Here is a 23,316-nt window from a genome sequence, read left to right as displayed (position 1 = left end):
GCTGTGTCCTTACATTTTTGGGAGGGTTTTGGGGTAAAGGTGGTGTTGTTTTGGCGCGAGATTACCTCACCCTCTTGACATTTTTTTCGGTTTTTGATCGCTGTTTTTTTCACAGCAAGCGTCAATTATTTCTACAGTACACCCTGCAATCATTGACGCGAATGTGCCGACTATGAAATTTTGGTGATAGTAAATAGTCACACCACCTGCAAAGCAAATAATTGCCATCTTGACCAGTAAAACTTGGGTAGCAAAAAACTGACGGCGTTGAGAGTTGGGAACTCTGACACCATGAGAACGTTTGAGCTGTCGCATATGTTAGAATTGGTGTGTGTTTTATTGAATGCAGGCACCAGGTTAGTTAGCGGTGCCTTTTTTCTGGGATTTCCACCGTTGCTTGTTAGCTGTAGCGTCTATCCTCAGAAAACCTATTTTGCTCTGGTCATCCATCGTGAAACGAACTTATCGGCTTTCAACCAGAAGTAAGACAAAATTAAACCTAAACCTGTGAATAAGGTTATGAAACCTACTTTCCAGGGTGGCTTGCCTTCCTTGATTGACTGATGATGCTGCTCTCGCAAATCACCCAGCCACTCTTCCTGAAATTCTATTGGAATGATATTTTTAAGAAAAGCAATGAACCGAGCCTTCGTATCTTCTTCTGGTATGGCTGACCATCCTCTGTAAACCTGCGTTCCAAATAGCAAAAGCAGTAAGAAGCAGTAACTAAACAACAGATGGATGCCAAATGGGACTTTGAGAAAAATAACATCAGTCACCAGAATGAAGATACCCGGAAAAAAAATGTAAACTACGGAATTTAGAATCATTTTACTACCCTTTTCTGGCCCTAGCTCTGCACCAAAAATAAAATGATACATACCATAAGACATAAAAATAAGTCCCACAACAAGTATGAAAGTGGCAGGACAAAACAGAAATATGCCAAATAGCGTCTTTGCTAGGTTAGGATTAGAGAAAAGGCAGACTATACCCAGCACATCACCAATAATAAAGCTGAAGAAAATTAATGAGATGATACTTATGCTGGTGATGATAAGTTGGCCTTTGGTTAACAACATTTTCTCGCTCATTTTATACCCCTCCCCAAGCTGGTTCCCGCCCAGCCAGATCGTTGAGAAATTGCTGTTTTTCAGCTAAAACTTTCTGACCTAACCCTGTAATTCTGTAGTACCTCCGCCTTGCACCACCTCTTTCTTCCGGCGTCTCATCACCCCAGCGTGCTTCTAAATAGCCTTTCTCCTCTAGCTTGTGGAGGGTTGGGTACAGGGAACCAAAGCCGAGTTTAATTTTCCCGCCACTCGCCTCCTTCACCGCCTCAATAATCTCCAAGCCGTAACGTTCGCGGTGAAAGACTGATGTGAGTACAGCTTCTTCTTTTGGCGACAAATCAAAAATGCTATCTTGAGTCTTTATCATTATCTCCCGTCACTTGATGTTCATCTCCTACTTTAGGGTATATCAAGCTATTTGATAGTGTCAAGCTACTTTGAGATCGAGCTGCTGAAGCTAGCGCTCGCTTCCCCGATCGCTTCGATCGCCCAAAATCAGGATGGGAGGCAGATGAGTAGGAAGCCTCTCCTCCGCTTTCGGTCGATCGAACTTTGGGGAGTATTCTCGAAGGGCGATCGCCTTTGTGCTATAGGATAAGTAGATACGTTTTGTATATACAGCATCATGCAGTTTGAATATGACTATCTCGCGCAAACGACTTGAAGAATTAGAGAATATTCCAGAATCTGCGATCGATACCTCTGATATTCCTGAATTAGATGCGAATTTTTGGCCAAAAGCAAAATTCGTAACACCACTGACAAAACAAGCTATTTCTTTAAGAGTTGATAGCGATGTATTAGATTGGTTTAAAAGCCAAGGAAAAGGTTATCAATCTCTAATGAATGCTGTGCTGCGCTCTTATGTTGAACATCACATAAAGAAGAATCATGAAGTATGAACTAATCCTTTACTGGAGTGAGGAAGACCAGGCATTTATTGCCCAACTACCTGAATTGCTCGGATGTGCTGCAGATGGCGAAACTTATCAAGAAGCATTGCAAAATCTAGAGATTATTATGCAGGAGTGGATAGAAACGGCTAACGCACTGGGCCGTCCTATTCCTCAACCGAAAGGTCGATCGATGTTTGCATAGTTGAGATAGAATCACAGCCGATCGCCCTTATCTTCCCAAAGCGCGATCGCCCTGATCTTCCCCAAAGTGCGATCGCCCTTATTTTCCCAAAGTACGATCGCCCTGATATTCCTCAAGTGCAATTAAACTTGACCAGGCAAATCCAAGGCAATTAATAAAGCTTGATTCAGCAGAAGTATTGCTTCATCACTAAGCATTCCTCGTAAACTCAATAAACGAGGTTTAGATAATACCCGTACTTGATCTGCCATAGCGATAGAATCGTTGGTTAATCCACCGTCGGGAGCTTTAATTAATACCTGAGTGGGATAAACTCGTTTACCAGTTTGATAAGTAGTGCAGGGAATAGCCAAAACTACAGGGCTATATGTATTGATTGTAGCTCGACTAACGATGATAACAGGACGGGTTCCTCCTTGTTCAGAACCCTCAACAGGCTCAAGTCTAGCATCATAGACTTCTCCCCGGTTCATACAGGAGATTCTCCCAATTGCAGCGCTTCCCAACTCGCTACCGCAAACTCAGCCTCCATCTGTAGCACTTGAGCTTGATACTCTGGATCTTGTACCATTTCAATCAGTGCTGCATCAATTTCCGATCGTTTACCCTGAGTTTGGGTTGTTACCCGATCGCGAATCAATGCTGACAATACTTCTAAAAGCTGCTGTTGCTCTTCAAGAGTGAGATTTTGAGCCTGACTCAGTACCTCGCTATAAGTAGACATAGATTTTTCATTAAGATTTTTTGCTGATTGTCATTATAGCAATTTAGGATCGAAGGAAGTGCGATCGCCCTGAACTTCCCCTGCATTGCGATTTAGTTTTGAGGAATGTTGGCAGTAACTTTAATGTTATCACCTACGCTTCAAGCTCAGCACGCTGAGAAAAAAGCTCGACAAAACCATCTGCAAACCAACAGTCAGGCAAGTGAGCGAGGGAATAACCAAACGCAGAGTTTTAGAAGGATCGAGAGAACCGAAAGCTGTTTCGCTCCAGATAGTTAATGACAAGAACGACCCAACTATTCCGATTAATATCAGCGTGACTCCGACAATCAATCCTGTCTCTAACGTGACATAGCGAAATATTTTGTTGAGTTTGGGGTCTTCGGGCAGGAATTTCTCGCTGATGGCGAAAATTTTGGTAAAAAAAGCGAAAGTTACTGCTTGAAAACCGATGATAATTGCGATCGCACCATAAAGCAGCGTGTGCACATCAAAGCTGATACTCCCAATCTTTTGAGTACCGGGTAACAGCCAAACCACGATAATTAGACCCCAAATCATCAGCGCAGTACCCGGATACAAAAACAGCCAGCGAGGACTGTAAAGCAGCAAAAATCGCAGGTGCCGCCAGCCATCTCGCCAAGTTCGCAAGTGCGGCGGCCTGCTGCGGCCGTCGGGAGAAAGTACGGTTGGGATTTCAGTTATCCGCAGCTTGTATACAGAGGCCTTGACCACCATTTCGCTAGCAAATTCCATCCCCGTTGTTTGCAAGTCGAGTTTCAAAATTGAGTCTCTCCTAAAACCCCTGAGTCCGCAGTGAAAATCGCCGACGGGACTTGCAAAAAATAGTCGCCCAACCCATGTCAGCACCGGATTTCCTAAATATTTGTGCAGCGGCGGCATTGCACCCGGTTTGATTCCCCCTTGAAAGCGGTTTCCCATCACTAAGTCGAAACCTTCTCGCAATTTTTCGACAAAAAAGCCGAGGTTGGAAAAATTGTAGCTGTCGTCAGCATCGCCCATGATAATATAAACTCCGCGCGCTGCCATGATGCCTCCCATGAGGGCGCTGCCGTAGCCTTTGGCTGCTACGGGCACGACTCTCGCTCCCATTCTGGTAGCGATAGCTTGAGAACCGTCAGTGCTACCGTTGTCTGCTATGATGACCTCGCCTGCAATATCAAGTTCGCGCAGCGACCTCAGTGCTTTCTGTATGCAGATTTCTAAAGTTTCTGCTTCGTTCAGACAAGGCATGAGTATCGATAGTTCTAGAGTGTATTCTCCGCTTGGGTTGGTCTGCTCTGCCATATATTTGTTCCATTCTCGATCGCGATCGACCATACTTGATTTTCCCGTATCTCTGCTTAAAATATTAGTGGTGAATAAAACCTAGCCAAACTTAATTAAAGTTTTTCAGGTTTTTGGGAACGGCAATTTTTGATTGTACTATAGGTTAGTAAATTTATGAATAGAAGCGTTTTTCTGTTATTGCTTGCTGCAATATTGTGCGGGGTCGCCGGTCAATTTAGTCTGAAGGCAGGAGCTAAAATATTAGGGCCCATTGGCGCTGCTAATTTAATAGAAAAAATTATAGCAATGGCTACTCAGCCGTTGATAGTAACTGGTCTTTCTTTGTATGCAATTTCTTCGATCGGGTTTATTGTAGTTTTGTCGCGGGCAAACCTTAGCATAGTCTCGCCTTTACTGTCAATTAGTTACCTGTTTACTGTTTTAGGCGGCAAACTGATATTTCACGAGCCTTTGCCGCCGCTGCGGTTAGTAGGCGTGGCGCTAATTATGACGGGAGTAATTTTTGTACTCAGAGGTCAAGCTGGGGGAGTGACTGGGGGCAACTAGCTACTTTTAAGATTGACGCTTTAGTGCTGAAGTGATAACTTAGGTCAAAGGGTTTATTTGAGCATTCTGTGATGAAATGATGCTGCTATATGTCTAATATTTCTGAGCCTGTGAATCCCAATCAATTATTGAGCGATCGCACCGCAATTCTTGCTACCATGCACCAGAAAGAACAGGTGATGGCTCCCGTTTTGGAAAGAGAATTGGGCGTAAATATCCTAGTACCTGCGGCACTTGATACAGACGAATTCGGCACCTTCACCAGAGAAGTTAAACGCTTAGGAACACAAATAGAAGCAGCTCGCCAGAAAGCCCAAAAAGCCCTAGAAATTGCGGGTGAAACTCTTGCCTTTGCCAGCGAAGGTACTTTCGGCCCTCACCCAATGATGCCGTATCTGCCAGCTAACAGAGAAATAGTAATTTTATTAGATCGCGCCAACAATCTAGAACTAATCGGCGACTCTTTCTCCGTTGAAACTAACTATAGTCACCAGTTAGTTTCCAGTATAGAAGAAGCAGATGATTTTGCGAAAAAAGCTGGATTTCCCGAACATGGACTGGTGGTTGTAGTTGGCGATGCTGCGCTCGGTAACGGCGAAATTGTCAAGGGCATTAGGACAGAAAAACAACTTTTTGACGCTGTGACAGCAGGCTTAAAAAAATCGTCAACCGGCCGAGTTCACATCGAAACAGATATGCGGGCGATGTACAATCCAACTCGGATGAAAAACATCGAAAATGCAACTCTCGATTTAGTTAAAAAATTCAAGCACTTCTGCCCGGAGTGCGGTTGGCCGGGATTCGATATTGCTGAGACGAAAATCGGATTGCCCTGCGGACTTTGCTATTTTCCGACTCAGCTAGTGCGATCGGCAATCTATAAATGCAAAAACTGCGGTTATACTAAAGAAAAACAATTTCCCGACGGTCGAGAGACTGCCGATCCTTCCCTGTGTCAATATTGCAACCCTTAGAAAAATAATTGCACAAAAATAGTAAAGTTTGTAACAATATTATTGATAGTTCCCTAATTAAATTCCCTAATGATAGCAATAGAAACAGAACGCAACTGGAAACCCGTTATTAAAGAATTCGAGGCTGTAGTTGGCAAAAATGGCGTCGTACAGCGCCGCGAAGAATTGATTGTCTACGAGTGTGACGGACTCGCCAGCTATCGCCAGCGCCCCGCCGTGGCGGTATTGCCTCGAACTACGGAGGAAGTGGCGCAAGTGGTCAAAATATGCGATCGCAACTCAATTCCCTGGGTAGCTAGAGGCGCAGGAACCGGCCTTTCCGGCGGCGCTTTGCCTGTAGAAAACTGCGTGCTGATTGTCACTGCCCTGATGCGAAAAATCCTGAAAGTAGACTTAGAAAATCAGCAAGTTGTCGTGCAACCAGGAGTAATTAATAACTGGGTAACGCAAGCAGTTAGCGGCGCCGGTTTCTACTACGCGCCCGATCCTTCCAGTCAAATTGTTTGTTCGATTGGTGGCAACGTTGCCGAAAATTCTGGCGGGGTTCACTGCCTCAAATACGGAGTCACAACGAATCACGTTTTAGGATTAAAATTGGTACTTCCCGACGGTTCAATTGTCGATGTCGGTGGCGAAATTTCCGAAATGCCCGGTTACGATTTAACTGGTGTATTTGTCGGTTCCGAAGGCACTTTAGGAATCGCTACAGAAGTTACTCTGCGAATTCTCAAAGCGCCGGAATCGATTTGCGTTCTCCTAGCGGATTTTTCCAGTATAGAAGCAGCGGGCGAATCAGTTTCCGATATTATCAGCGCTGGCATTATTCCCGGCGGCATGGAAATCATGGATAACATCAGCATCAATGCTGTGGAAGATGTGGTGGCAACTGGATGTTATCCCCGCGATGCGGCGGCAATTCTCCTCGTAGAAATTGACGGTTTAGAAGTGGAAGTTGCCACAAATAAACAGCGGATTGCTGATATTTGCAAGCATAACGGAGCACGAAATATCACGACAGCAAGCGACCCGGAAACGCGCCTAAAAATTTGGAAAGGGCGGAAAGCTGCTTTTGCGGCGGCGGGTCATCTCAGCCCGGATTATTACGTGCAAGACGGCGTAATTCCGCGAACGCAAATGGCTTATGTTTTGAAAGAAATTGAGGGTTTGAGCGAGAAATACGGTTATCGGATTGCTAATGTATTTCATGCGGGAGATGGGAATTTGCACCCGCTGATTCTGTACGATAACTCGGTAAAAGGTGCGCTGGAAAAGGTGGAAGAATTGGGCGGGGAAATTCTCAGGCTTTGCGTGAAAGTTGGGGGAAGTCTTTCGGGGGAACACGGCATCGGTGCTGACAAGAAGTGTTTTATGCCGGATATGTTTTCGGAGGTAGATTTGGAGACGATGCAGTGGGTGCGTCAGGTGTTTAATCCGAAAGGTTTGGCGAATCCTGGGAAGATGTTTCCGACGCCGAAGACTTGCGGGGAAGCGGCGAGGGCTAAGGTTGAAACTTTTAAGAAGTTGGAGGGTGCAGAGGTTTTTTAATTCGCTATTTATGCGGTAAGCTGAGCCGAAAAGCACCTGATAATTGTCTCTACAATGGGGAAGCAGAGCCTCTAAGTATGCGTTCCCAGCCCGAGTCTGGGAACGATAAAAAACGAGAAAAATTGTTTTTTACGAGTGCGAGAGTCCCGCTCGCCTGTTTGCCGATATACCAATTTGGTAAGGTGCAGATTGTACATTCCGCGCTAAGGTGCGATCGGAATTTTGATAGTAAATTCCGTGCCCTTGCCCAATTCCGAAGTACAATTTAATTCGCCTTTGTGCCTTTCTACAATAATTTGATAGCTAATTGACAAACCCATTCCCGTGCCTTTGCCAATGGGTTTAGTAGTAAAAAATGTATCGAATATGCGCTGCTTGACTTCCTCAGTTATTCCCGGGCCGTTGTCGGCAATTTTAATTTCTACAAAATTGCCGACCACTTCCGTACCAATCCTAATCTGGCTGGGTTTTTCTGCCATTTCTTGACAATTTCGCCTACTGTTCGCATCCTCTAAGGCATCGATCGCATTGCTAAGAATATTCATAAAAACTTGATTTATCGGCCCTGAAAAACATTCAACAGGCTGCAAGTTTCCGTATTGTTTGACAATTTCAATTGGCGGGTTTTCTCCCTTTCTTTTCAAACGGTGATTTAGAATTAACAGCGTGCTGTCAATACCTTCGTGGAGGTTAACGGGTTTCATCTGTGAATCGTCATGCCGCGAAAAGTTCCGCAGCGACTGCACAATCTGGCAAATCCGCTCGACACCAACGCTCATTGAAGACAGTATTTTAGGTAAATCTTCAGCTAAAAAATCGAGATCATTTTCTTCTCTTTCCTGTTGAATTTCTGCGACAGGAGTAGGATAGTGCTTTTGGTAAAGTTCGAGGTGGTGAAACAAGTCTTGAGTATAATTTGTGAGATGAGCGAGATTGCCGTAAATGAAGCTGACGGGGTTGTTTATTTCGTGAGCGACGCCGGCAAGTAGCAATCCCAAACTAGACATTTTTTCGCTTTGAACTAATTGGGAATTAGTGGCTTTGAGTTGGTTAAGTGTGGCTGCTAGTTGAGCGGATTGCTCTCTGCTTTGTGCTTCGGAATTATGCAAGGCTTCTTCGGCTTGTTTGCGCTCTGTGATGTCTCTCTGTACGCCAATAAAATGAGTTAATTTGCCCATTCTATCGCGCACGGGAGATATGGAGAAACAATTCCAGAAAGCGGTTCCGTCTTTGCGGTAATTCTTTAATATTACCTTGCATTCGCTTTCTGTTTGCAAGGCGTGGCGAATTATTTCTACTGCCGCCGGATCTGTATCGCTTCCGTGCAAAAATCGGCCGTTTTTTCCGATAATTTCCTGCCGCCGATAACCTGTCATGCTTTCAAATGCGGGATTGCAATAAATAATTGGATGTTCGGGGTCAGTGGCGTCAGAAATCGTAACTCCGGTGCTAGTAGCTGCTATAGCTCGATCGTACAACCAAAGCATTTCTTCTGCGCGCTTGCGATCGGTAATGTCTCGCAGCGTAGCTAAATAAGCCATCTCTCCATCCCATTGCGTTTCCACCACCCGCATTTCTACTACAGCATTTGCTTTTTGCTTGCGAATAGCTTCAACTTCTGTTTGCACGACGCGAGTTCCGGCTGCTTCTGTTTTTCCAACTTGGGGAATCATATCCGTGTCCATCTCAATGTCGCAAGCTGAAGCTTCTACTACCAAATTGCCAAAAAATGCTTGCCCTAGAAGTTCCTCTGCTTTGCAGTTAAACAGCGCTTCTGCTGACTGGTTGGCAAAACAGACAAGTCCTCGCTTGTTAACGATTGCAATGCTGTCGGCATTTTTTTCGATCACATTCCGAAACCGAGATTCGCTAGCTTTCAAATCCTGCTTTAGCTGTTCCATTGCTCGCTCCATCTGCTGCATTTCGCACAGACTAAGACTATAAGCTTCGGAAATGTTAGCCTCCGTCGAATTCTCGGCTCTTTTTTTGGGAACCTGTTGGTACTCTGTTCTATGGGGCATATTGTGAGCAGTTTTTTTCTGATTCCTGCTAATATTACTGAGCTTATTTTCTTGATCGGCTTCTTGAAAAAACATATTTCAACCCTACCAAATTAGTGTTTAGATTAAGGTATTGCGATCGCCCAATTTTCCAGGAAATTTAGGGGGTGAGCAATTTACACCCGATGCTAGCACATTACTTTTAGAATTCATCATAAAACATCGTTAAAATTCAACAGCGATCGCCATTAATTTATCTATTAAGTTTTATTAAGTAACTTCAACAACATTGACACTTACGTAGCGACACGAACTGTGCAAGCTGAATATGGCTTCAATCCCCCTTGCACTCACAAAATAACCAGTTCCACGCGCAAGTTCTACATATTTAGAAGCCACTGGTTAGTATAAAATATTATATAAGTTTGACAAAAAATATGGTCAAAAATAAGCGAACTCTTCTTTAATTTCTTAAAAATAATCATAATTAGCCATTACCAAATCATGTCCGTGCCACCCGACTTGGTATAGAATATAACCTGTCTATTTTTGCGATCGCAACTTCAAACCAATGGCACGTCTAGCACTTCTGAGCACATCCAATAAAACCGGACTAATCGACTTAGCGCGCAGTCTAGTAGAAGAATTTGAATTTGACATAATTAGTAGTGGCGGGACAGCAACAGCCCTCAAAGAAGCAGGCATCCCAGTCACCAAAGTTGCGGAATATACTGGTTCTCCCGAAATTTTGGGAGGGCGAGTCAAAACACTTCACCCACGAATCCACGGTGGCATTTTAGCGCGCCGCGATGTACCGCAAGACATCGCAGATTTAAATGAAAATCAAATTCGGGCGATCGATTTAGTTGTAGTCAATTTGTATCCATTTGAAGAGACAATTTCTAAACCAGGAGTTACTCTAGCAGATGCAATTGAGCAGATAGATATCGGCGGGCCAGCAATGTTGAGAGCTTCAGCCAAAAACCACGCTCATTTGACAGTTTTGTGCGATCCAGAACAGTACAATACTTATTTAAAAGAACTGCGGGAAAATGGCGGCGAAGCATCCTTAGAGTTTCGGCAAAAATGCGCCCTAGAAACTTTCAAACATACAGCCAACTACGATCGCGCGATCGCAAGTTATCTCAGCAGCAGCCAATCCGCTGAAAAATCTTCGCTACCAGAGCAGTTTAATTTATCAGGAAAAGAGTTGCAAACTCTCCGCTACGGCGAAAATCCCCATCAAGCCGCCACCTGGTATCAAAGCGGAAGTACAGCGACAGGCTGGACGACTAGCACCATCTTGCAAGGCAAAGAATTAAGCTACAATAATTTAGTAGATTTAGAAGCAGCAAGGCGGCTGATCGTAGAATTCCCCGACACCCCCGCCGCCGCTATTTTGAAGCATACAAATCCTTGCGGCACAGCCTTGGGAACAACAATTTCTGAAGCGTATCAAAAAGCTTTCGACACCGATTCAGTGTCAGCTTTCGGGGGAATTGTCGCCCTCAACCGCCCGATTGATGCTGCTACCGCAACGGCCTTAACTCAAACATTTTTAGAATGTATTGTCGCGCCGGGGTGCGAACCGGAAGCCGAAGAAATCATCAAGAAGAAGGCAAAAGTTCGAGTATTAATTTTGCCTGATTTGACTCAAGGGCCGCCACAAACAGTTAAAATTATTGCAGGCGGTTTGCTGGTGCAAGAGTCAGATAATGTAGTAGAAGAAACTAGCAAATGGCGCACCGTTACTGAGAAACAGCCGACTGCTCAAGAGTTAGAAGAATTGCTGTTTGCTTGGAAAGTAGCGAAACACGTCAAATCAAATGCGATCGTTGTGACGCGCGATCGCACTACAATCGGTGTCGGCGCCGGACAAATGAATCGCGTCGGTTCGGTTAAACTAGCATTGGAACAAGCAGGAGACAAAAGCAAAGGAGCGATTTTGGCTAGCGATGGTTTCTTCCCCTTCGACGATTCAGTCAAAACTGCGGCTGAGGCGGGCATAATTGCGATCGTCCAACCGGGCGGAAGTATGCGCGATCAAGATTCCATTCAAGCCGCCAACCAACTCGGAATCACAATGGTTTTCACTGATATTCGGCACTTTTTGCATTAGGAATAAGACCTAAACCCATTTTCAATTGTGTGCCATATTGTAGGGATACAATAGTGTTTATTGGTCTTAACGTAAGTCGGAAATTCTTTGTATCTCTGGTTTTACTCTAAGTCTCGATCCCCCTCGCATCCCCCTGGTTGTTGGGGAGTAGGGGTTGACTTTGAGAAAACTCCTGTCCCCCCCTTCTTAATGGGAATTTAGACACTCTTGTCCCCCCCTTTTTTAAGGGGGGTTAGGGGGGATCTGGAAGGCTATGACACCAATCAACACTGTTATGTCGTACCAAATTCCCAGTTGCGTCCTTAAAAAATTATGACTTACACTCAACCGCAAATTAAACCCCAAGACATAAAAGTCAAAATCCTGCTCACCGGCGGACATCAATGCACCGTCACCCTTAAATCTGATACACCATTATTGCACAGCCTGATCAAAACATTAGTCGATCGCACTCAACAAACACCAGGTTTTTCCACCTTATTTCAAATCCCTATAGACGGAGGTCGTTCCGCCCTTTCTTTTCCCGGCGAAAACCTAGTCGGATTAGTCACCGAACCCCCAATTTACTTGCAGGAACTGCAACCGCAGCAGCCTGCAACTCCCGTAGAAATTCCCGCCCCAGAAATTCCCGCCCCTGCGCCGCCTGTAAATGACGATTTAATATCTCGCTACGCCCAAATAGACAACTTTTTGACACCTGCAGAAAAGAACAAACTCATTAAATATGTCTTAGCAAAAGAATCAGAATTTGTGAGTACCAGCACCTCAACCAATGCCGAAGATTACCGCCGTTCGATGGTACTCCACTCGTTCCCTGAATTTTCCGAATTGATGGTTAATCGCATCAAAGCAATTCTCCCCGACGTGCTGCAAAAATTAAATATTCCCTCATTTCCGCTTGGTGAGATAGAAGCTCAGTTAACCATGCACAATGACAACAACTTTTATAAACTTCACAACGACAGCGGCTCGCCAGATACCGCAAGCAGATTTTTTACTTACGTTTACTATTTCTATCGAGAACCCAAGGCTTTTTCAGGCGGCGAATTGCAGATTTATAACAGCAAAATTGAGAACAATTTTTATGTTGCGGATAAGACATTCAGAACCGTTGAACCGCGCAATAACAGCATCGTATTTTTTCTGAGTCGCTATATGCACGAAGTTTTGCGAGTTAGCTGTCCCTCAAAAGCTTTTGCTGATAGCCGCTTTACTATTAACGGCTGGGTACGCAAAGCAAATTGAGGTTAATTCAGTGTCCTGGATGCACTAATCACCTAATTGTGTCATTCTGAGTAAGGCGAAGAATCTCAATTATTGCCACACCCTTACAGTGCGTAAGTCCCGATATGTGAGCTTCTTTACTTCCCAAAGCCTAGGCTCAGAATGACAGAATTACCTTACTCAAAACGATTTCATTCTTACTCCAGTGCTCCAGCACTTTTGAGCAATTTCACCACATTAGAATAACCTTTAAACTCTGCCAGCATTAAAGCTGTATAATTTCCCGGATTTTTGTGGTTTATTTCTGCACCAGCATCAATTAAAATCTTTACTGCATCAGGATAACCCCGATGTGCGGCCCACATTAAAGCGGTTGCGCCCGAATCATCTAGCAAGTTGACATCGGCACCTTTTTCGACTAATAATTGGACGATCGCAATATAACCTCGATCGCACGCCTTCATTAAAGCAGTTTTCCCCAAATCCGCCGGGACATTGGGATCAGCACCGCCGTCAAGCAAAGCCTTCACCGTCTCGGTATGTCCGTGAAACGCAGCCAGCGTCAAAGCCGTCTCCCCAAAGTTTTTAGCATTCAGAAACTCAGCCCGATTTGAGTTTACTTTTTGCAGCAAAGCCGATACGATCGCACTATGGCCGTGAACAGCCGCCACCAGTAAAGGCGTATCGCCCAACCGATTTCTAGAACCGACACTAGCACCTCGGTTTAAGAGCAATTCCACTACATCTTCGCAGCCTTCAACCACGGCAAAATTCAAAGCAGTTTCATCATCTTTATCCTTAGCGTTGATATCGGCGCCAGCATCGAGTAAGATATGGGCGATCGCCGCATTTCCCCCAGCAGCAGCGGCCATCAAAGCCGTGCCCCCATCTCCATTTTTCACATTCGCATTAGCACCCGCACCAAGCAAAGTTTGCACCACATCAGTATTGCCGGCATCCGCAGCCAAAGTTAAAGCAGTTTCTCCGTTTTTGTCGGGAATTTCGACATCAGCACCAGCAGCCAACAGCGCCTCGACAACAGCCAAATTTCCCGCCGTCGCAGCCAGCATCAAAGCAGTTTTGCTCTCTAGATTTTTAACATTAGCATCCGCCCCACACTTGAGCAAAATTCGCACAATTTCTGCGCTTCCTTGACGGACAGTTAAAAACAGCATAGAATTGTCAGCAACAGCACCCCCATCCACTAAAGCTTTAACAACAGCTTGATGACCGGATAAAGCAGCTATTTTCAAAGCTGAATCTCCATCTTTATCTCGGATATTTACATCAGCATTAGCATCAAGTAACATCCGCACAACATTGATATCGCCCTTCAGAGAAGCCGCCATCAAAGCTGTACTTCCATCATCATTTTTAGCATTAACATCAGCACCCGCAGCCAGCAACAGTCGCACAGAATCAGCCTGTTTGTGAGCCGCCGCTAGCATCAAAGCCGTTAGCCCAAAACGCCTGCTCACCTGGTTGACATTAGCGTCATTGTTTAGTAGAGTACGCACGATTTCTGTATAGCCCTTTTGGGCAGCAAACATCAAAGCCGTCGTCCCCTCAGAGTCTTTGGCGTTAGCGTTAACTCCCTTAGCGAGTAAAGCTTGGACGTGAATAATGTTGCCAGTCTTGGCGGCTTGAATCAATACAGCGTCTTGTTTAGTGGCAGGCATAATAGTCTCTCATACCGTATATTTTTACCATCACATGAGACGGCCTGACTGGTATGCTAAGTTTTATGAAGTATGTTTGCTAATCCTCAGAACACTATGAATCTCGAAATTCCTCAGTCAGTGAAAGTTTGGAGCCAATTCTTCCACCCAGTTTTAATGTGGGTACTGCTGGCCATCTCATTTTATGCTTTGTATCTCGGCCTGCAAATCCGACGTACCAGAAGCGCGGAAGGCGAAGTCAAAAAAGAGTTAATTAAGGGCAAATTCAACATCAAGCATCACCAGATGGGTTCTTTGCTGTTAGCCTTGATGGTTACGGGTGCAGTGGGCGGAATGGCTGTCACCTACATCAACAACGGCAAACTATTTGTCGCCCCGCACTTAGTAGCAGGATTGGGAATGACGGCAATGATTGCCATTTCGGCCTCGCTGACTCCTCTGATGCAAAAAGGCAATGATTGGGCGAGAAACACTCACATTTTTCTGAATGTTGTGCTTTTGGGGCTGTTTGGCTGGCAAGCGGTAACAGGCGTGGAAATCCTGCTGAGAATTATCAGCAAAATGTGATAATTTGGGCAAGATTGCTAATTGCTAATTGCTTTGGGGCGATTAGTGATTAGCAATTAAATTGTGATATTTCTTTAGTGGTTTAATAGCCAAGCTTTCCTTTGGATGATATAATAGAATAAAGTTAAATTGAGCGAACAAATTATAAGATTAATTAGGGAGCTTTTTGAAATCAAAAGAAGGAAAGCCATGCTAGAAAACCTGATCAAATACTTTGTCTACGCAACAAAAGGCTATATTACAAAAATGCAGTTAATCAAGTTTTTGTACTTAGCCGATCTTTATGCGGTCAAATGGACAGACAAACAGCTTACTGATTTAGATTGGCGTTATTATTACTATGGGCCTTGGAATGAAGGCATAGAGGCTGTTTTAAATCAAATGAATGGCAAAGAGATTGTTCAAGAATCTCAGGGAGAAAGTATATTCATCAGACTTGGTGAGAGAGCCGGGAATGTAGATGATTTAAAGTTACCTTTAGGTCTGAAGCTCATGCTTGACAACATCAGGAGAGAATGGGCCGGTGCCGGAGAGGATAAACTGAATCAATTACTACAATATGTCTATAGCACTGCTCCCATGCTTGAGGTTAAATATAGCCACGAACCAGAGGAACAGGTGAGACTGAATCTGTACAAAGAAAGAGAAAAGTTAATGAGTGAATTGGGGTGAGCGAGTGGCTGGACAAAAACCGCGTCAAGGTTGGATTTATTTTATCAATCCCTATAGAGTATCTCTTCGTTGCAAACTCGGTCATCATCATATTTATGAGATACATGAACCAGGGAAGATTGAGTGCAAGACAATTTCTTGCACTCAGGTGATTAATTCGAGTCGGGTTTTTCGGGGAGAGCATCCTTATATTGTTTGGACAAGTGACCAATTTCAAGATGAATCTAAATACATCCAAACTTTGACGCTGATTCCGTTGACTTCACAAGAAACCTATAAAGGTTTGCCAACTGTATATCCGATTAATTCTACAAGCACAAATGGTCTTTCTAAGAATTCCTTCGCTCTAGTGCATCAGATATGTACTGTTGATGCTAACTGTTTTAAAGATTCGCAAGGGGAGTGGCTTAAGCGAGTTGGACAACTGGATAAAGCAGATAAGGAAGCTATAGAGGAACGTTTAAAGTATTTTTTAAATCTTGGGGATAATCCGGGTGCAGATTGGTTTATTGAAAATGCGTCTATAGAATTTTTGCAGAAAGTGTTTAATTATCTGCCAGATGAAACCACAAAAAGTATGGCTATAGAAAAACTGATCGACGATTTGCGATCGTAGTCAATAGACATCTACAAAAAATCAAATATCGCGTAGGAGTACGGGTAGTGTCTTTTCGTAAAGGATGAAGAATAATCGACCTTTCGAGGAGTCTTACCCAGTCTGACTTCCAAAATAGAGTATTTTACTCTGTCCTTTACGAAATACCACTACCCTAAAACTGTCCGAAATTTCGGACAGTTTTAGCTAAGTTTTACTGCGGAAAGAAGAACTTGATAGACGAGAGATAGACTAAAATCATAGTCACACTAAAATGAATTTCACTGAGAGGCAAAGAACATGACGCGAGAGAAAGCAGTGCAGAGAATCGATCAAGCATCTGAGGAGAATTCGACAAAACTGGATTTGTCGGGGCTGAAGTTGAAAAAGTTGCCACCAGAAATTGCCAAGTGCATAAAACTTGAAACTTTGCTGTTGGGCCAAGATGAAGACAGACAGGTTGGAAATAGGTTAACTGAGTTTCCTAATGCTGTCCTTGAATTAACCAACTTAAAAATACTTAACCTCGGTTCAAATCGCATTACCTCCATCCCTGAAGCGATCGGGCAACTATCAAATCTGACAGAGCTGAACTTCTATTCAAATCGCATTACCTCCATCCCTGGAGAGATAGAGCAACTGTCAAGCCTGACTAAGCTTGACCTCAGCTACAATCGCATTACCTCCATCCCTGAAGCTGTCGGGCAACTGTCAAACCTGACAGAACTCAACCTCAGAGGAAATCGCATTACCTCTATACCTGAAACGATCGGGCAACTATCAAACCTGACAGAGCTTCACCTCGACAGTAATCAGATCACCTCCATACCAGAGGCGCTTGGGCAACTATTCAATCTGAGAAAGCTTGATCTCAACGATAATCAAATTAGAACCATTCCAGAGACGCTTGGACAACTGTCGAATTTGACAGACCTTATTCTTTTTGGTAATCAGATCACCTCCATACCAGAAGCGTTTGGGCAACTGTATAATCTGCAACTGCTTTACCTTTCTGATAATCAGATTACCTCCATCCCAGAGGCGCTTGGGCAACTGTCGAATCTGACAGAGCTTAGCATTGGAAGTAATCCGATTACCTCCATTCCAGAATCGCTCGGACAACTGTTCAACCTGAGATACTTTGACATCGAAGGGGATCAGATTATTTCCATCCCACAAGCGATCAGACAGTTGCCAAATCTGAGAATACTTGAGGACAGTTAGTGGAAATTGTTGTAATGGGAGGCACGTAAGCACAACCACGCCCCTATGATGCTGTGTTAGGTAGAAAATCCAAAATCTAAGTGTAGTCAGAAAGCGCGTGCAGCGACAAAATCCGATCGTAAGCTCGCTGCTGTTCGCGCTCATTGAGAGCCCGGTGATAGGTTTGCGTATGCGTGGCTAAGCTGTGCCCCATCTGTTTAGCAGCCAGCGAGGAATCTAGCCCGAAACGAATCGCTCGAATCGCCCAAGCGTGGCGCAAATCGTAAGCGCAAAAGTCGAAGGGCGATCGGGCGAAAAACTTACAAACGCGATCGCCAAGATCAGCATGGCATTCACCCGTAACAGGTGGTCTCTTAATGTCCGCTAGCTCCCACTATTCTGCCCACTCTGGTCTTAATGGTCAGCACTTTTTGCATTGCATTAAATTTGCATTACTTTCCGCAATCAATTATGCACATTTAAATACAATTTACAGTCTATAACAAACGCAAAAACCTTGTCACACAAGCATTTAAGACTTATTAAAAATACTAAAAATTAAGGCGGCACCCAGATTTGAACTGGGGGTGGAGGTTTTGCAGACCTCTGCCTTACCACTTGGCTATGCCGCCGTCACGTCTGAAATTTGACGTTTTCTTATAGTACACCAAATCTCGAAAATTTTAACATACCTGTCAAAAATTTCGTGAAGCGCAGCTATCCCGTAGGGAATCGCCCTTTTTTCCCATATCCCCAAAACCCATCCGAGGCTATTCTAGAACTACATCGATCGCCCGCAACACCAGCCATGACACTCGTTTCTCCTCTACTCGTCGCCCAAATCACCGACACTCACTTGTTTGCAGAGATCGATCGAGAATGGAAAGGCCTCTCAACAACCCGCACCCTCCAAACAGTTCTCGATCGCTTGCAACAGATACAGCCGCCGCCCGACTTACTCCTACTCACAGGCGACTTGTCCCAAGACGAAACACCAGAATCCTACCAGCGCCTCGTCTCCCTCATCGCCCCCCTCGGAATTCCCGCCTACTGGATACCTGGGAACCACGACAACATCCCAGTCATGGCAGAAATCTTAAATCAGTCGCCTCTTTCCCCAGAAAAATCATGGAAACTAGGAAACTGGCAGTTTCTATTACTTTCGAGTGTGGAAGCCGGATGCGACGGCGGGCGGCTTTCCCCAGAAAGCTTGCATTGGCTGGATTCTCAACTGCAACAAACGGGCGATCGACCTGTTATCATTGCCTTGCACCATCATCCTTTGCCGATCGACTGTGAAATAATGGATGGAATGATGCTGCACAATGCCGATGAATTTTTGGCAATTGTCGATCGATACCCTCAAATAAAAATCGTTCTTTGTGGCCACATTCACCAAGAATTTCAACAACAGCGGGGCGCAGTTACCTACTTGGGGACACCCAGCACCTGCATCCAACTTTTACCCAAAAGCCATCCGATTATAGTTGACGAAATCCCGCCGGGATTTAGATTGCTTGAATTGGCGATCGACGGTACTTGGAACACCAGAGTTGAGCGAGTTGCTGCAAAATCGCCACTAACTTAATATTTTTTAGTAGACCTAAAATAATTACTATCAAATTTACATTTTGTTGTCAATACATCAACAGATAGATTCTTTTTAGCAGCCCCATCTATTATGATATTTATTAACCATAGATTGCAGACATACGTAAACTAGCGAGCTACGAACATAAATGTCGATTGCAATTTAACAAAACAGGAAAAACTAAATATATGTCTGAACTAAATGGCGTCATGATGCAGTATTTTCACTGGTACAGCCCCGACGACGGCAGCCTGTGGAATCAGCTAGCAAAATCTGCAAAAGATTTAGCCAAAATAGGCGTTACGTCCCTGTGGCTGCCACCCGCCTATAAAGGAACTGGCGGCGGTATGGATGTAGGTTACGGCGTCTACGACTTATTCGATTTAGGCGAGTTCGACCAAAAAGGGTCGGTACGCACGAAATACGGGACAAAAGATGAGTATTTGGCCGCGATTAAAGCTGCACAAGATGCTGGAATTCGGATTTATGCTGATGTTGTCTTCAACCACAAATTAGGTGCCGATGCAGAAGAAGAAGCCGAAGCCACACCCTTCCATCCCGACAACCGGAATGACACCGTAGGCGAATATCAAAAAATCAAAGCTTGGACGCATTTTACTTTCCCCGGTCGCGACAAAAAATATTCCAGCATGGAGTGGCATTGGTGGCATTTTGACGCCATTGATTACAACGTTTACAACACAGAAACCCATGCCGTTTACCTGCTAAAAGGCAAAGAATTCGATCAAGGAGTAGACTTAGAAAAAGGTAATTTTGACTACCTGATGGGTTGCGATTTAGATATGGACAACCCAGAAGTCAGCGGGGAGTTAAAATACTGGGGTGAGTGGTATGTCGATACAACAAACGTTGACGGCTTTCGCTTCGATGCCGTCAAACACGTTAAAGCAGAATTTTTCCAAGAATGGTTGGAACACGTTCGCCACTATGCCCAACGCGACCTATTTGCAGTCGGTGAATATTGGTCTTATGAAGTTGAAGCTTTGCACTACTTCATCCAAGCAACCGATGGTAAAGTCTCCTTGTTTGACGCGCCCCTCCACTACAACTTCTACGCTGCTAGCAAAGCCGGCAATAGCTACGACTTACGAACAATTTTTGATAACACCCTCGTCCAACAGCAACCAGCCCTCGCCGTTACCTTGGTTGACAACCATGATTCCCAACCCTTACAATCCCTAGAATCAGTTGTCGAGGCTTGGTTTAAACCCCTTGCCTACGCTTTAATTCTGCTGCGGCGCGAAGGATATCCGTGCATTTTTTACCCGGATTATTACGGCGCTAACTATAAGGATACAGCAAACGATGGCAACGAATACGAGATTTGGTTAGACAAACATCAGTTTATTCTCGATAAATTCTTGTTAGCGCGCCAAACCTATTCCTACGGCAATCAGTACGATTACTTCGACCACGCCAACACTATTGGCTGGACGCGACTCGGAGATGAAGAACATCCGGGCGGCATGGCTGTGGTACTCAGTAACGGAGGCGATGGCACCAAGTTTATGGAAGTCGGACAACCGAATCGAACTTATATTGACATCACCGAACATATCCAAGAACCCATCACAACTAATGACGATGGTTGGGCGGATTTTCGGTGTAACGCTGGTTCAGTTTCTGTCTGGGTGCCCCAGCCGTAAGAACTGCGTTAAAAGTGACGTACTCCTCTGCCTAAAGTAGGGTGTGCACTGCACACCTTACCGCTATAATTAGTGCCTTAAACCACTTGTAACTTTCATGATTTTGATGACGGAAACTTGTTTCTAGTGAGGAATTTAGTCCTCTCTCTAGTATTATTTTTATGCTAGGCGATCGCAAAAAAAAATATTTATCTAAAAAAATATGAAACTTTCAGAAAAAGTTGCAGTTATTACCGGCGGTGGGTCGGGAATTGGTCATGCAGCAGCCATTTTAATGGCCAAGGAAGGCGCAAAAGTTGCGATTATCGATCACATTTTGGAAACGGGGCAAGAAACCGTCCGCCAGTTGGTCAAGGAAGGAGGCTGCGGGCTGGCTATTGCCGCAGATGTTGGGGATTCTCAGCAAATGCAACAAGCATTTCAAACAATTTTTGACGAATATCAAAGAATTGATATTGTGTTTGCAAATGCGGGTATTAACGGTGTATGGTCGCCGATAGAGGAGATAGAACCCGATGAGTGGGATCGGACAATTAACACCAACCTCAGAGGAACATTTTTGACTGTTAAGTATGCTGTTCCTCATCTGAAAAAACAAGGAGGTTCGATTGTCATTACATCATCAATTAATGGCACCAGAAGTTTCAGGAAAGTTGGTGCCACGGCCTACGCTTGTTCAAAAGCTGCCCAAGTAGCCTTTGCAAAAATGCTGGCGCTAGAACTCGCAGCCTGCCAAATTAGAGTCAATGTGATCTGTCCGGGCGGGGTGCTAACTGCCATTGAGGAAAGCACCGTTAAGCGCCATCTCGATCGCATTCCAGTCGACCCTGATTCCATTCAAGACATGATTCCTTTGACGGATAATACGGCCGGTTCTAGCGAAGAAGTCGCCCAATTAGTGTTATTTCTGGTATCACATTCCTCCAGCTTCATCACAGGTACTGAAGTCTGGATTGATGGTGGCGGTTCTTTGATTTAAAATCTCAATAGTTTATTTTTATCACTCGGCGGTTGAAACCGCTTCTTGTCAAACGAAGTCCGCCTGCGCGGACTAAGAAATAAGAATTTCTAATGACTAACTCTCCATTGTTTAACAGCCGTTTGCAAAGTCTGCGGCAGCCACTTATCGTACTGAGGATAAACAGGCAAACGCTGCACGAGTTGCCATCCCGATGCTGCTAAAATTTCTGTTAAAGTTTGGTGTTGCAGGTGAGGATAATCGGGATTAACTTCATCCCGCGGCCCAATTCCTCCTAAATCTCTAGCACCTGCTTCTAAACAAGCCAGCAATATCTTTGGCTGTGCAACTAAATTGGGGGGAATTTGCAGCCTGATTTCATCAGGTAAAATGCTGCGGGCGATCGCAATTACTTCCGGCATTTTTGTAGCATCAAAAACTTCGCCTTCCCAACTTTGTTGATTTCCCGGACTGTGAGGCTGGAGGATAACTTCTTGAATGTGATTGTAACGCGAATGAATCCGGGCGATCGCCTCTAATGTCTCAATCCAATCGGCCTCACTTTCCCCAATTCCCAGCAGCAAACCAGTTGTGAACGGAATCTTTAATTTCCCAGCCCATTCTAACTGTTGCAGCCGCAGCGCCGGCACTTTACTCGGTGCGTGTCGGTGAACCGTTTGTAACAAATGTGGGGCAAGCTGTTCTAGCATCAGCCCCATCGATACATTCACCTCTTTTAACTGTGCCATCTCCTCAAAGCTGAGCGGCCCCACATTAGTATGCGGCAAAAATCCCAGAGCAAGTGCCAGTTCGCACAAATCGTAAATCCGCTGCAACCAAGCTTTTCGCCGTTGACTGTGAGGGTGTACCTCGCCGCTGAGGATGAGAATTTCAATTACACCTTGAGTTTGCAGCAGCAAAAGCTGTTTTTCGGCTTCTGCAAGTGTTAGCCAAGGACTTTGCAGCGGTTCTGCCCGAAAATTGCAATAGGTGCAGCGGTTAAAACACTCGTAAGTGGGAACCAGAGTATAAGCAGGGCTGTAGGTGACGGTGCGGGACATTCCTTGGGATTTTTATCGATCGGACTTGTGCAACTACATATATGTCAATGGGAGTTTTGCGGTTGGCGATCGCAACCCTTGATGTATCTTAACACTGACGCAAGTCTGGAATCTCGTTGTCCAGGTAGATTATGAGTATTCTTCATTGGTGGGCGATCGTCCACCAATTCCGCATTCAGCTTTTAAACTCCTTATACAGCAAGCGTTCTGGCTTTTAAAAAGCATAATTTATGACACCTATAAGAAAAACTGTTCTTAAAAGGTCTTTACAAACTGAAATAAAAGCTTTATGTTTATTAACATGGCGGAACACAAAGCCGTCACGAACATTGAAAACCAAATAAAGCAATCATAAACAAATGACAACAACCTTACAGCAACGCGAAAGCGCCAATGTCTGGGAACGCTTTTGTGAGTGGGTCACAAGCACAGACAACCGGATTTACATCGGTTGGTTCGGCGTCTTGATGATTCCTACCCTCCTGAGCGCCACCATCTGCTACATCATCGCCTTCATCGCTGCTCCTCCAGTGGACATCGACGGCATCCGTGAACCAGTAGCAGGTTCCTTGATGTACGGTAACAACATCATCACAGGTGCAGTTGTTCCCTCATCTAACGCAATTGGCTTGCACTTCTACCCAATCTGGGAAGCAGCTTCCCTCGATGAGTGGTTGTACAACGGCGGCCCCTACCAATTGGTAGTATT

At 44.7% G+C, this 23,316-nt stretch carries 24 protein-coding genes, 1 tRNA gene and 1 pseudogene; 16 read left to right on the top strand and 10 right to left on the bottom strand.

The features are described from left to right. Positions 1–66: 66 nt before the first annotated feature. From QUA74_RS03050 to QUA74_RS03040, 3 genes are all read right to left on the bottom strand, one after another. Positions 67–315, bottom strand: a complete 249-nt coding sequence (locus QUA74_RS03050; RefSeq protein WP_333324827.1) for a hypothetical protein — start codon at positions 313–315, stop codon at positions 67–69. Between the two features lie 113 nt (positions 316–428). Further along, a complete protein-coding gene (locus QUA74_RS03045; protein WP_333324825.1) occupies positions 429–1,094 on the bottom strand; it encodes a hypothetical protein in 666 nt (221 codons plus the stop codon). A gap of 1 nt (position 1,095) precedes the next feature. Then, positions 1,096–1,440: a PadR family transcriptional regulator gene (locus QUA74_RS03040; protein ID WP_333324823.1), complete on the bottom strand. Its 345-nt coding sequence runs from the start codon at positions 1,438–1,440 to the stop codon at positions 1,096–1,098. A 57-nt stretch (positions 1,441–1,497) separates the two neighbouring features. Here QUA74_RS03040 and QUA74_RS03035 point away from each other — a divergent pair, with 57 nt between their 5' ends. Genes QUA74_RS03035 through QUA74_RS03025 form a run of 3 tightly spaced genes read left to right on the top strand, consistent with a single transcriptional unit; the run spans position 1,498 to position 2,171 of the window. Continuing rightward, complete coding sequence (locus QUA74_RS03035) at positions 1,498–1,671, top strand: hypothetical protein (protein ID WP_333324821.1); 174 nt, start codon at positions 1,498–1,500, stop codon at positions 1,669–1,671. 40 nt (positions 1,672–1,711) lie between these two features. Then, positions 1,712–1,975, top strand: coding sequence for a BrnA antitoxin family protein (locus QUA74_RS03030; RefSeq protein WP_333324819.1), 264 nt, complete (start codon positions 1,712–1,714; stop codon positions 1,973–1,975). Then, complete coding sequence (locus QUA74_RS03025) at positions 1,965–2,171, top strand: type II toxin-antitoxin system HicB family antitoxin (RefSeq protein WP_333324817.1); 207 nt, start codon at positions 1,965–1,967, stop codon at positions 2,169–2,171. The genes QUA74_RS03030 and QUA74_RS03025 overlap by 11 nt, the downstream gene beginning before the upstream one ends. A gap of 122 nt (positions 2,172–2,293) precedes the next feature. Here QUA74_RS03025 and QUA74_RS03020 read toward each other — a convergent pair whose 3' ends face one another. The 3 genes from QUA74_RS03020 to QUA74_RS03010 all read right to left on the bottom strand — a co-directional run bounded on the left by QUA74_RS03020 (position 2,294) and on the right by QUA74_RS03010 (position 4,236). Beyond that, positions 2,294–2,644, bottom strand: a complete 351-nt coding sequence (locus QUA74_RS03020; RefSeq protein ID WP_333255831.1) for a type II toxin-antitoxin system PemK/MazF family toxin — start codon at positions 2,642–2,644, stop codon at positions 2,294–2,296. Further along, positions 2,641–2,895: a hypothetical protein gene (locus tag QUA74_RS03015; protein ID WP_333172072.1), complete on the bottom strand. Its 255-nt coding sequence runs from the start codon at positions 2,893–2,895 to the stop codon at positions 2,641–2,643. Before QUA74_RS03015 ends, QUA74_RS03020 begins: the two co-directional genes overlap by 4 nt. A gap of 129 nt (positions 2,896–3,024) precedes the next feature. Then, entirely contained in the window at positions 3,025–4,236 is a 1,212-nt protein-coding gene (locus QUA74_RS03010) for a glycosyltransferase family 2 protein (RefSeq protein WP_333324815.1), read from the bottom strand. A 123-nt stretch (positions 4,237–4,359) separates the two neighbouring features. Here QUA74_RS03010 and QUA74_RS03005 point away from each other — a divergent pair, with 123 nt between their 5' ends. The 3 genes from QUA74_RS03005 to glcD all read left to right on the top strand — a co-directional run bounded on the left by QUA74_RS03005 (position 4,360) and on the right by glcD (position 7,271). Then, complete coding sequence (locus QUA74_RS03005) at positions 4,360–4,752, top strand: transporter (RefSeq protein WP_333054053.1); 393 nt, start codon at positions 4,360–4,362, stop codon at positions 4,750–4,752. Between the two features lie 89 nt (positions 4,753–4,841). Continuing rightward, positions 4,842–5,726, top strand: coding sequence for a DUF6671 family protein (locus QUA74_RS03000; protein WP_333324813.1), 885 nt, complete (start codon positions 4,842–4,844; stop codon positions 5,724–5,726). Positions 5,727–5,795: 69 nt separating this feature from the next. Next, positions 5,796–7,271, top strand: coding sequence for a glycolate oxidase subunit GlcD (gene glcD / locus QUA74_RS02995; protein ID WP_333324811.1), 1,476 nt, complete (start codon positions 5,796–5,798; stop codon positions 7,269–7,271). A gap of 203 nt (positions 7,272–7,474) precedes the next feature. Here the strand turns inward: glcD and QUA74_RS02990 are convergent, their stop codons facing one another. After that, complete coding sequence (locus QUA74_RS02990) at positions 7,475–9,367, bottom strand: PAS domain S-box protein (RefSeq protein ID WP_333324809.1); 1,893 nt, start codon at positions 9,365–9,367, stop codon at positions 7,475–7,477. 475 nt (positions 9,368–9,842) lie between these two features. Between QUA74_RS02990 and purH the strand changes: the two genes are divergently transcribed. Further along, the gene (gene purH, locus QUA74_RS02985) at positions 9,843–11,390 is read left to right on the top strand and encodes a bifunctional phosphoribosylaminoimidazolecarboxamide formyltransferase/IMP cyclohydrolase (RefSeq protein ID WP_333324807.1); all 1,548 of its coding nucleotides are present in this window, start codon (positions 9,843–9,845) and stop codon (positions 11,388–11,390) included. Positions 11,391–11,702: 312 nt separating this feature from the next. Beyond that, positions 11,703–12,635: a 2OG-Fe(II) oxygenase gene (locus QUA74_RS02980; RefSeq protein ID WP_333324805.1), complete on the top strand. Its 933-nt coding sequence runs from the start codon at positions 11,703–11,705 to the stop codon at positions 12,633–12,635. Positions 12,636–12,811: 176 nt separating this feature from the next. Here the strand turns inward: QUA74_RS02980 and QUA74_RS02975 are convergent, their stop codons facing one another. Further along, positions 12,812–14,293, bottom strand: a complete 1,482-nt coding sequence (locus QUA74_RS02975) for an ankyrin repeat domain-containing protein (RefSeq protein WP_333324803.1) — start codon at positions 14,291–14,293, stop codon at positions 12,812–12,814. A gap of 96 nt (positions 14,294–14,389) precedes the next feature. Here QUA74_RS02975 and QUA74_RS02970 point away from each other — a divergent pair, with 96 nt between their 5' ends. The 4 genes from QUA74_RS02970 (at position 14,390) to QUA74_RS02955 (ending at position 17,351) form a co-directional block, all read left to right on the top strand. Beyond that, a complete protein-coding gene (locus tag QUA74_RS02970; RefSeq protein WP_333324801.1) occupies positions 14,390–14,860 on the top strand; it encodes a DUF4079 domain-containing protein in 471 nt (156 codons plus the stop codon). A gap of 129 nt (positions 14,861–14,989) precedes the next feature. Beyond that, entirely contained in the window at positions 14,990–15,532 is a 543-nt protein-coding gene (locus tag QUA74_RS02965) for a type II toxin-antitoxin system antitoxin SocA domain-containing protein (RefSeq protein ID WP_333324799.1), read from the top strand. Further along, positions 15,519–16,148 (top strand): type II toxin-antitoxin system PemK/MazF family toxin, encoded by a 630-nt coding sequence (locus QUA74_RS02960; protein ID WP_333324797.1) that lies wholly within the window; start codon positions 15,519–15,521, stop codon positions 16,146–16,148. The genes QUA74_RS02965 and QUA74_RS02960 overlap by 14 nt, the downstream gene beginning before the upstream one ends. A 279-nt stretch (positions 16,149–16,427) precedes the next feature. Continuing rightward, entirely contained in the window at positions 16,428–17,351 is a 924-nt protein-coding gene (locus QUA74_RS02955; RefSeq protein ID WP_333324795.1) for a leucine-rich repeat domain-containing protein, read from the top strand. 540 nt (positions 17,352–17,891) lie between these two features. Here the strand turns inward: QUA74_RS02955 and QUA74_RS02950 are convergent. After that, positions 17,892–17,962 (bottom strand) — tRNA-Cys (locus tag QUA74_RS02950). 74 nt (positions 17,963–18,036) lie between these two features. On the opposite strand from QUA74_RS02950, the gene cpdA reads away from it, so the two are divergent. From cpdA to QUA74_RS02935, 3 genes are all read left to right on the top strand, one after another. Beyond that, positions 18,037–18,918, top strand: a complete 882-nt coding sequence (gene cpdA, locus QUA74_RS02945) for a 3',5'-cyclic-AMP phosphodiesterase (RefSeq protein ID WP_333324793.1) — start codon at positions 18,037–18,039, stop codon at positions 18,916–18,918. A gap of 191 nt (positions 18,919–19,109) precedes the next feature. Next, positions 19,110–20,588, top strand: coding sequence for an alpha-amylase (locus tag QUA74_RS02940; RefSeq protein ID WP_333324791.1), 1,479 nt, complete (start codon positions 19,110–19,112; stop codon positions 20,586–20,588). Positions 20,589–20,790: 202 nt separating this feature from the next. Beyond that, complete coding sequence (locus QUA74_RS02935; RefSeq protein WP_333324790.1) at positions 20,791–21,567, top strand: SDR family NAD(P)-dependent oxidoreductase; 777 nt, start codon at positions 20,791–20,793, stop codon at positions 21,565–21,567. 89 nt (positions 21,568–21,656) lie between these two features. Here the strand turns inward: QUA74_RS02935 and cofG are convergent, their stop codons facing one another. Continuing rightward, a complete protein-coding gene (gene cofG, locus QUA74_RS02930; protein ID WP_333324788.1) occupies positions 21,657–22,607 on the bottom strand; it encodes a 7,8-didemethyl-8-hydroxy-5-deazariboflavin synthase subunit CofG in 951 nt (316 codons plus the stop codon). 359 nt (positions 22,608–22,966) lie between these two features. Between cofG and QUA74_RS02925 the strand changes: the two are divergent. After that, positions 22,967–23,316: pseudogene (locus tag QUA74_RS02925) on the top strand (photosystem II q(b) protein); the annotation flags it as partial.

Source organism: Microcoleus sp. LAD1_D3 (genome assembly GCF_036702135.1).
Classification (GTDB): Bacteria; Cyanobacteriota; Cyanobacteriia; order Cyanobacteriales; family Microcoleaceae; genus Microcoleus.
Note: the sequence above shows the minus strand (reverse complement) of the source record. Positions and strands in the feature narration are given on the sequence as shown.

Coding starts and splice junctions, on each gene's coding strand:
- QUA74_RS03000 (WP_333324813.1), top strand. CDS start 4,842: ATGTCTAATATTTCTGAGCCTGTGAATCCCAATCAATTATTGAGCGAT.
- QUA74_RS02990 (WP_333324809.1), bottom strand. CDS start 9,367: ATGTTTTTTCAAGAAGCCGATCAAGAAAATAAGCTCAGTAATATTAGC.
- QUA74_RS03005 (WP_333054053.1), top strand. CDS start 4,360: ATGAATAGAAGCGTTTTTCTGTTATTGCTTGCTGCAATATTGTGCGGG.
- QUA74_RS02935 (WP_333324790.1), top strand. CDS start 20,791: ATGAAACTTTCAGAAAAAGTTGCAGTTATTACCGGCGGTGGGTCGGGA.
- QUA74_RS03045 (WP_333324825.1), bottom strand. CDS start 1,094: ATGAGCGAGAAAATGTTGTTAACCAAAGGCCAACTTATCATCACCAGC.
- QUA74_RS02980 (WP_333324805.1), top strand. CDS start 11,703: ATGACTTACACTCAACCGCAAATTAAACCCCAAGACATAAAAGTCAAA.
- QUA74_RS02955 (WP_333324795.1), top strand. CDS start 16,428: ATGACGCGAGAGAAAGCAGTGCAGAGAATCGATCAAGCATCTGAGGAG.
- QUA74_RS02975 (WP_333324803.1), bottom strand. CDS start 14,293: ATGCCTGCCACTAAACAAGACGCTGTATTGATTCAAGCCGCCAAGACT.
- glcD (WP_333324811.1), top strand. CDS start 5,796: ATGATAGCAATAGAAACAGAACGCAACTGGAAACCCGTTATTAAAGAA.
- QUA74_RS02970 (WP_333324801.1), top strand. CDS start 14,390: ATGAATCTCGAAATTCCTCAGTCAGTGAAAGTTTGGAGCCAATTCTTC.
- purH (WP_333324807.1), top strand. CDS start 9,843: ATGGCACGTCTAGCACTTCTGAGCACATCCAATAAAACCGGACTAATC.
- QUA74_RS03025 (WP_333324817.1), top strand. CDS start 1,965: ATGAAGTATGAACTAATCCTTTACTGGAGTGAGGAAGACCAGGCATTT.
- cofG (WP_333324788.1), bottom strand. CDS start 22,607: ATGTCCCGCACCGTCACCTACAGCCCTGCTTATACTCTGGTTCCCACT.
- QUA74_RS03030 (WP_333324819.1), top strand. CDS start 1,712: ATGACTATCTCGCGCAAACGACTTGAAGAATTAGAGAATATTCCAGAA.
- QUA74_RS03020 (WP_333255831.1), bottom strand. CDS start 2,644: ATGAACCGGGGAGAAGTCTATGATGCTAGACTTGAGCCTGTTGAGGGT.
- QUA74_RS02940 (WP_333324791.1), top strand. CDS start 19,110: ATGTCTGAACTAAATGGCGTCATGATGCAGTATTTTCACTGGTACAGC.
- QUA74_RS03040 (WP_333324823.1), bottom strand. CDS start 1,440: ATGATAAAGACTCAAGATAGCATTTTTGATTTGTCGCCAAAAGAAGAA.
- QUA74_RS03015 (WP_333172072.1), bottom strand. CDS start 2,895: ATGTCTACTTATAGCGAGGTACTGAGTCAGGCTCAAAATCTCACTCTT.
- QUA74_RS03010 (WP_333324815.1), bottom strand. CDS start 4,236: ATGGTCGATCGCGATCGAGAATGGAACAAATATATGGCAGAGCAGACC.
- QUA74_RS03050 (WP_333324827.1), bottom strand. CDS start 315: ATGCGACAGCTCAAACGTTCTCATGGTGTCAGAGTTCCCAACTCTCAA.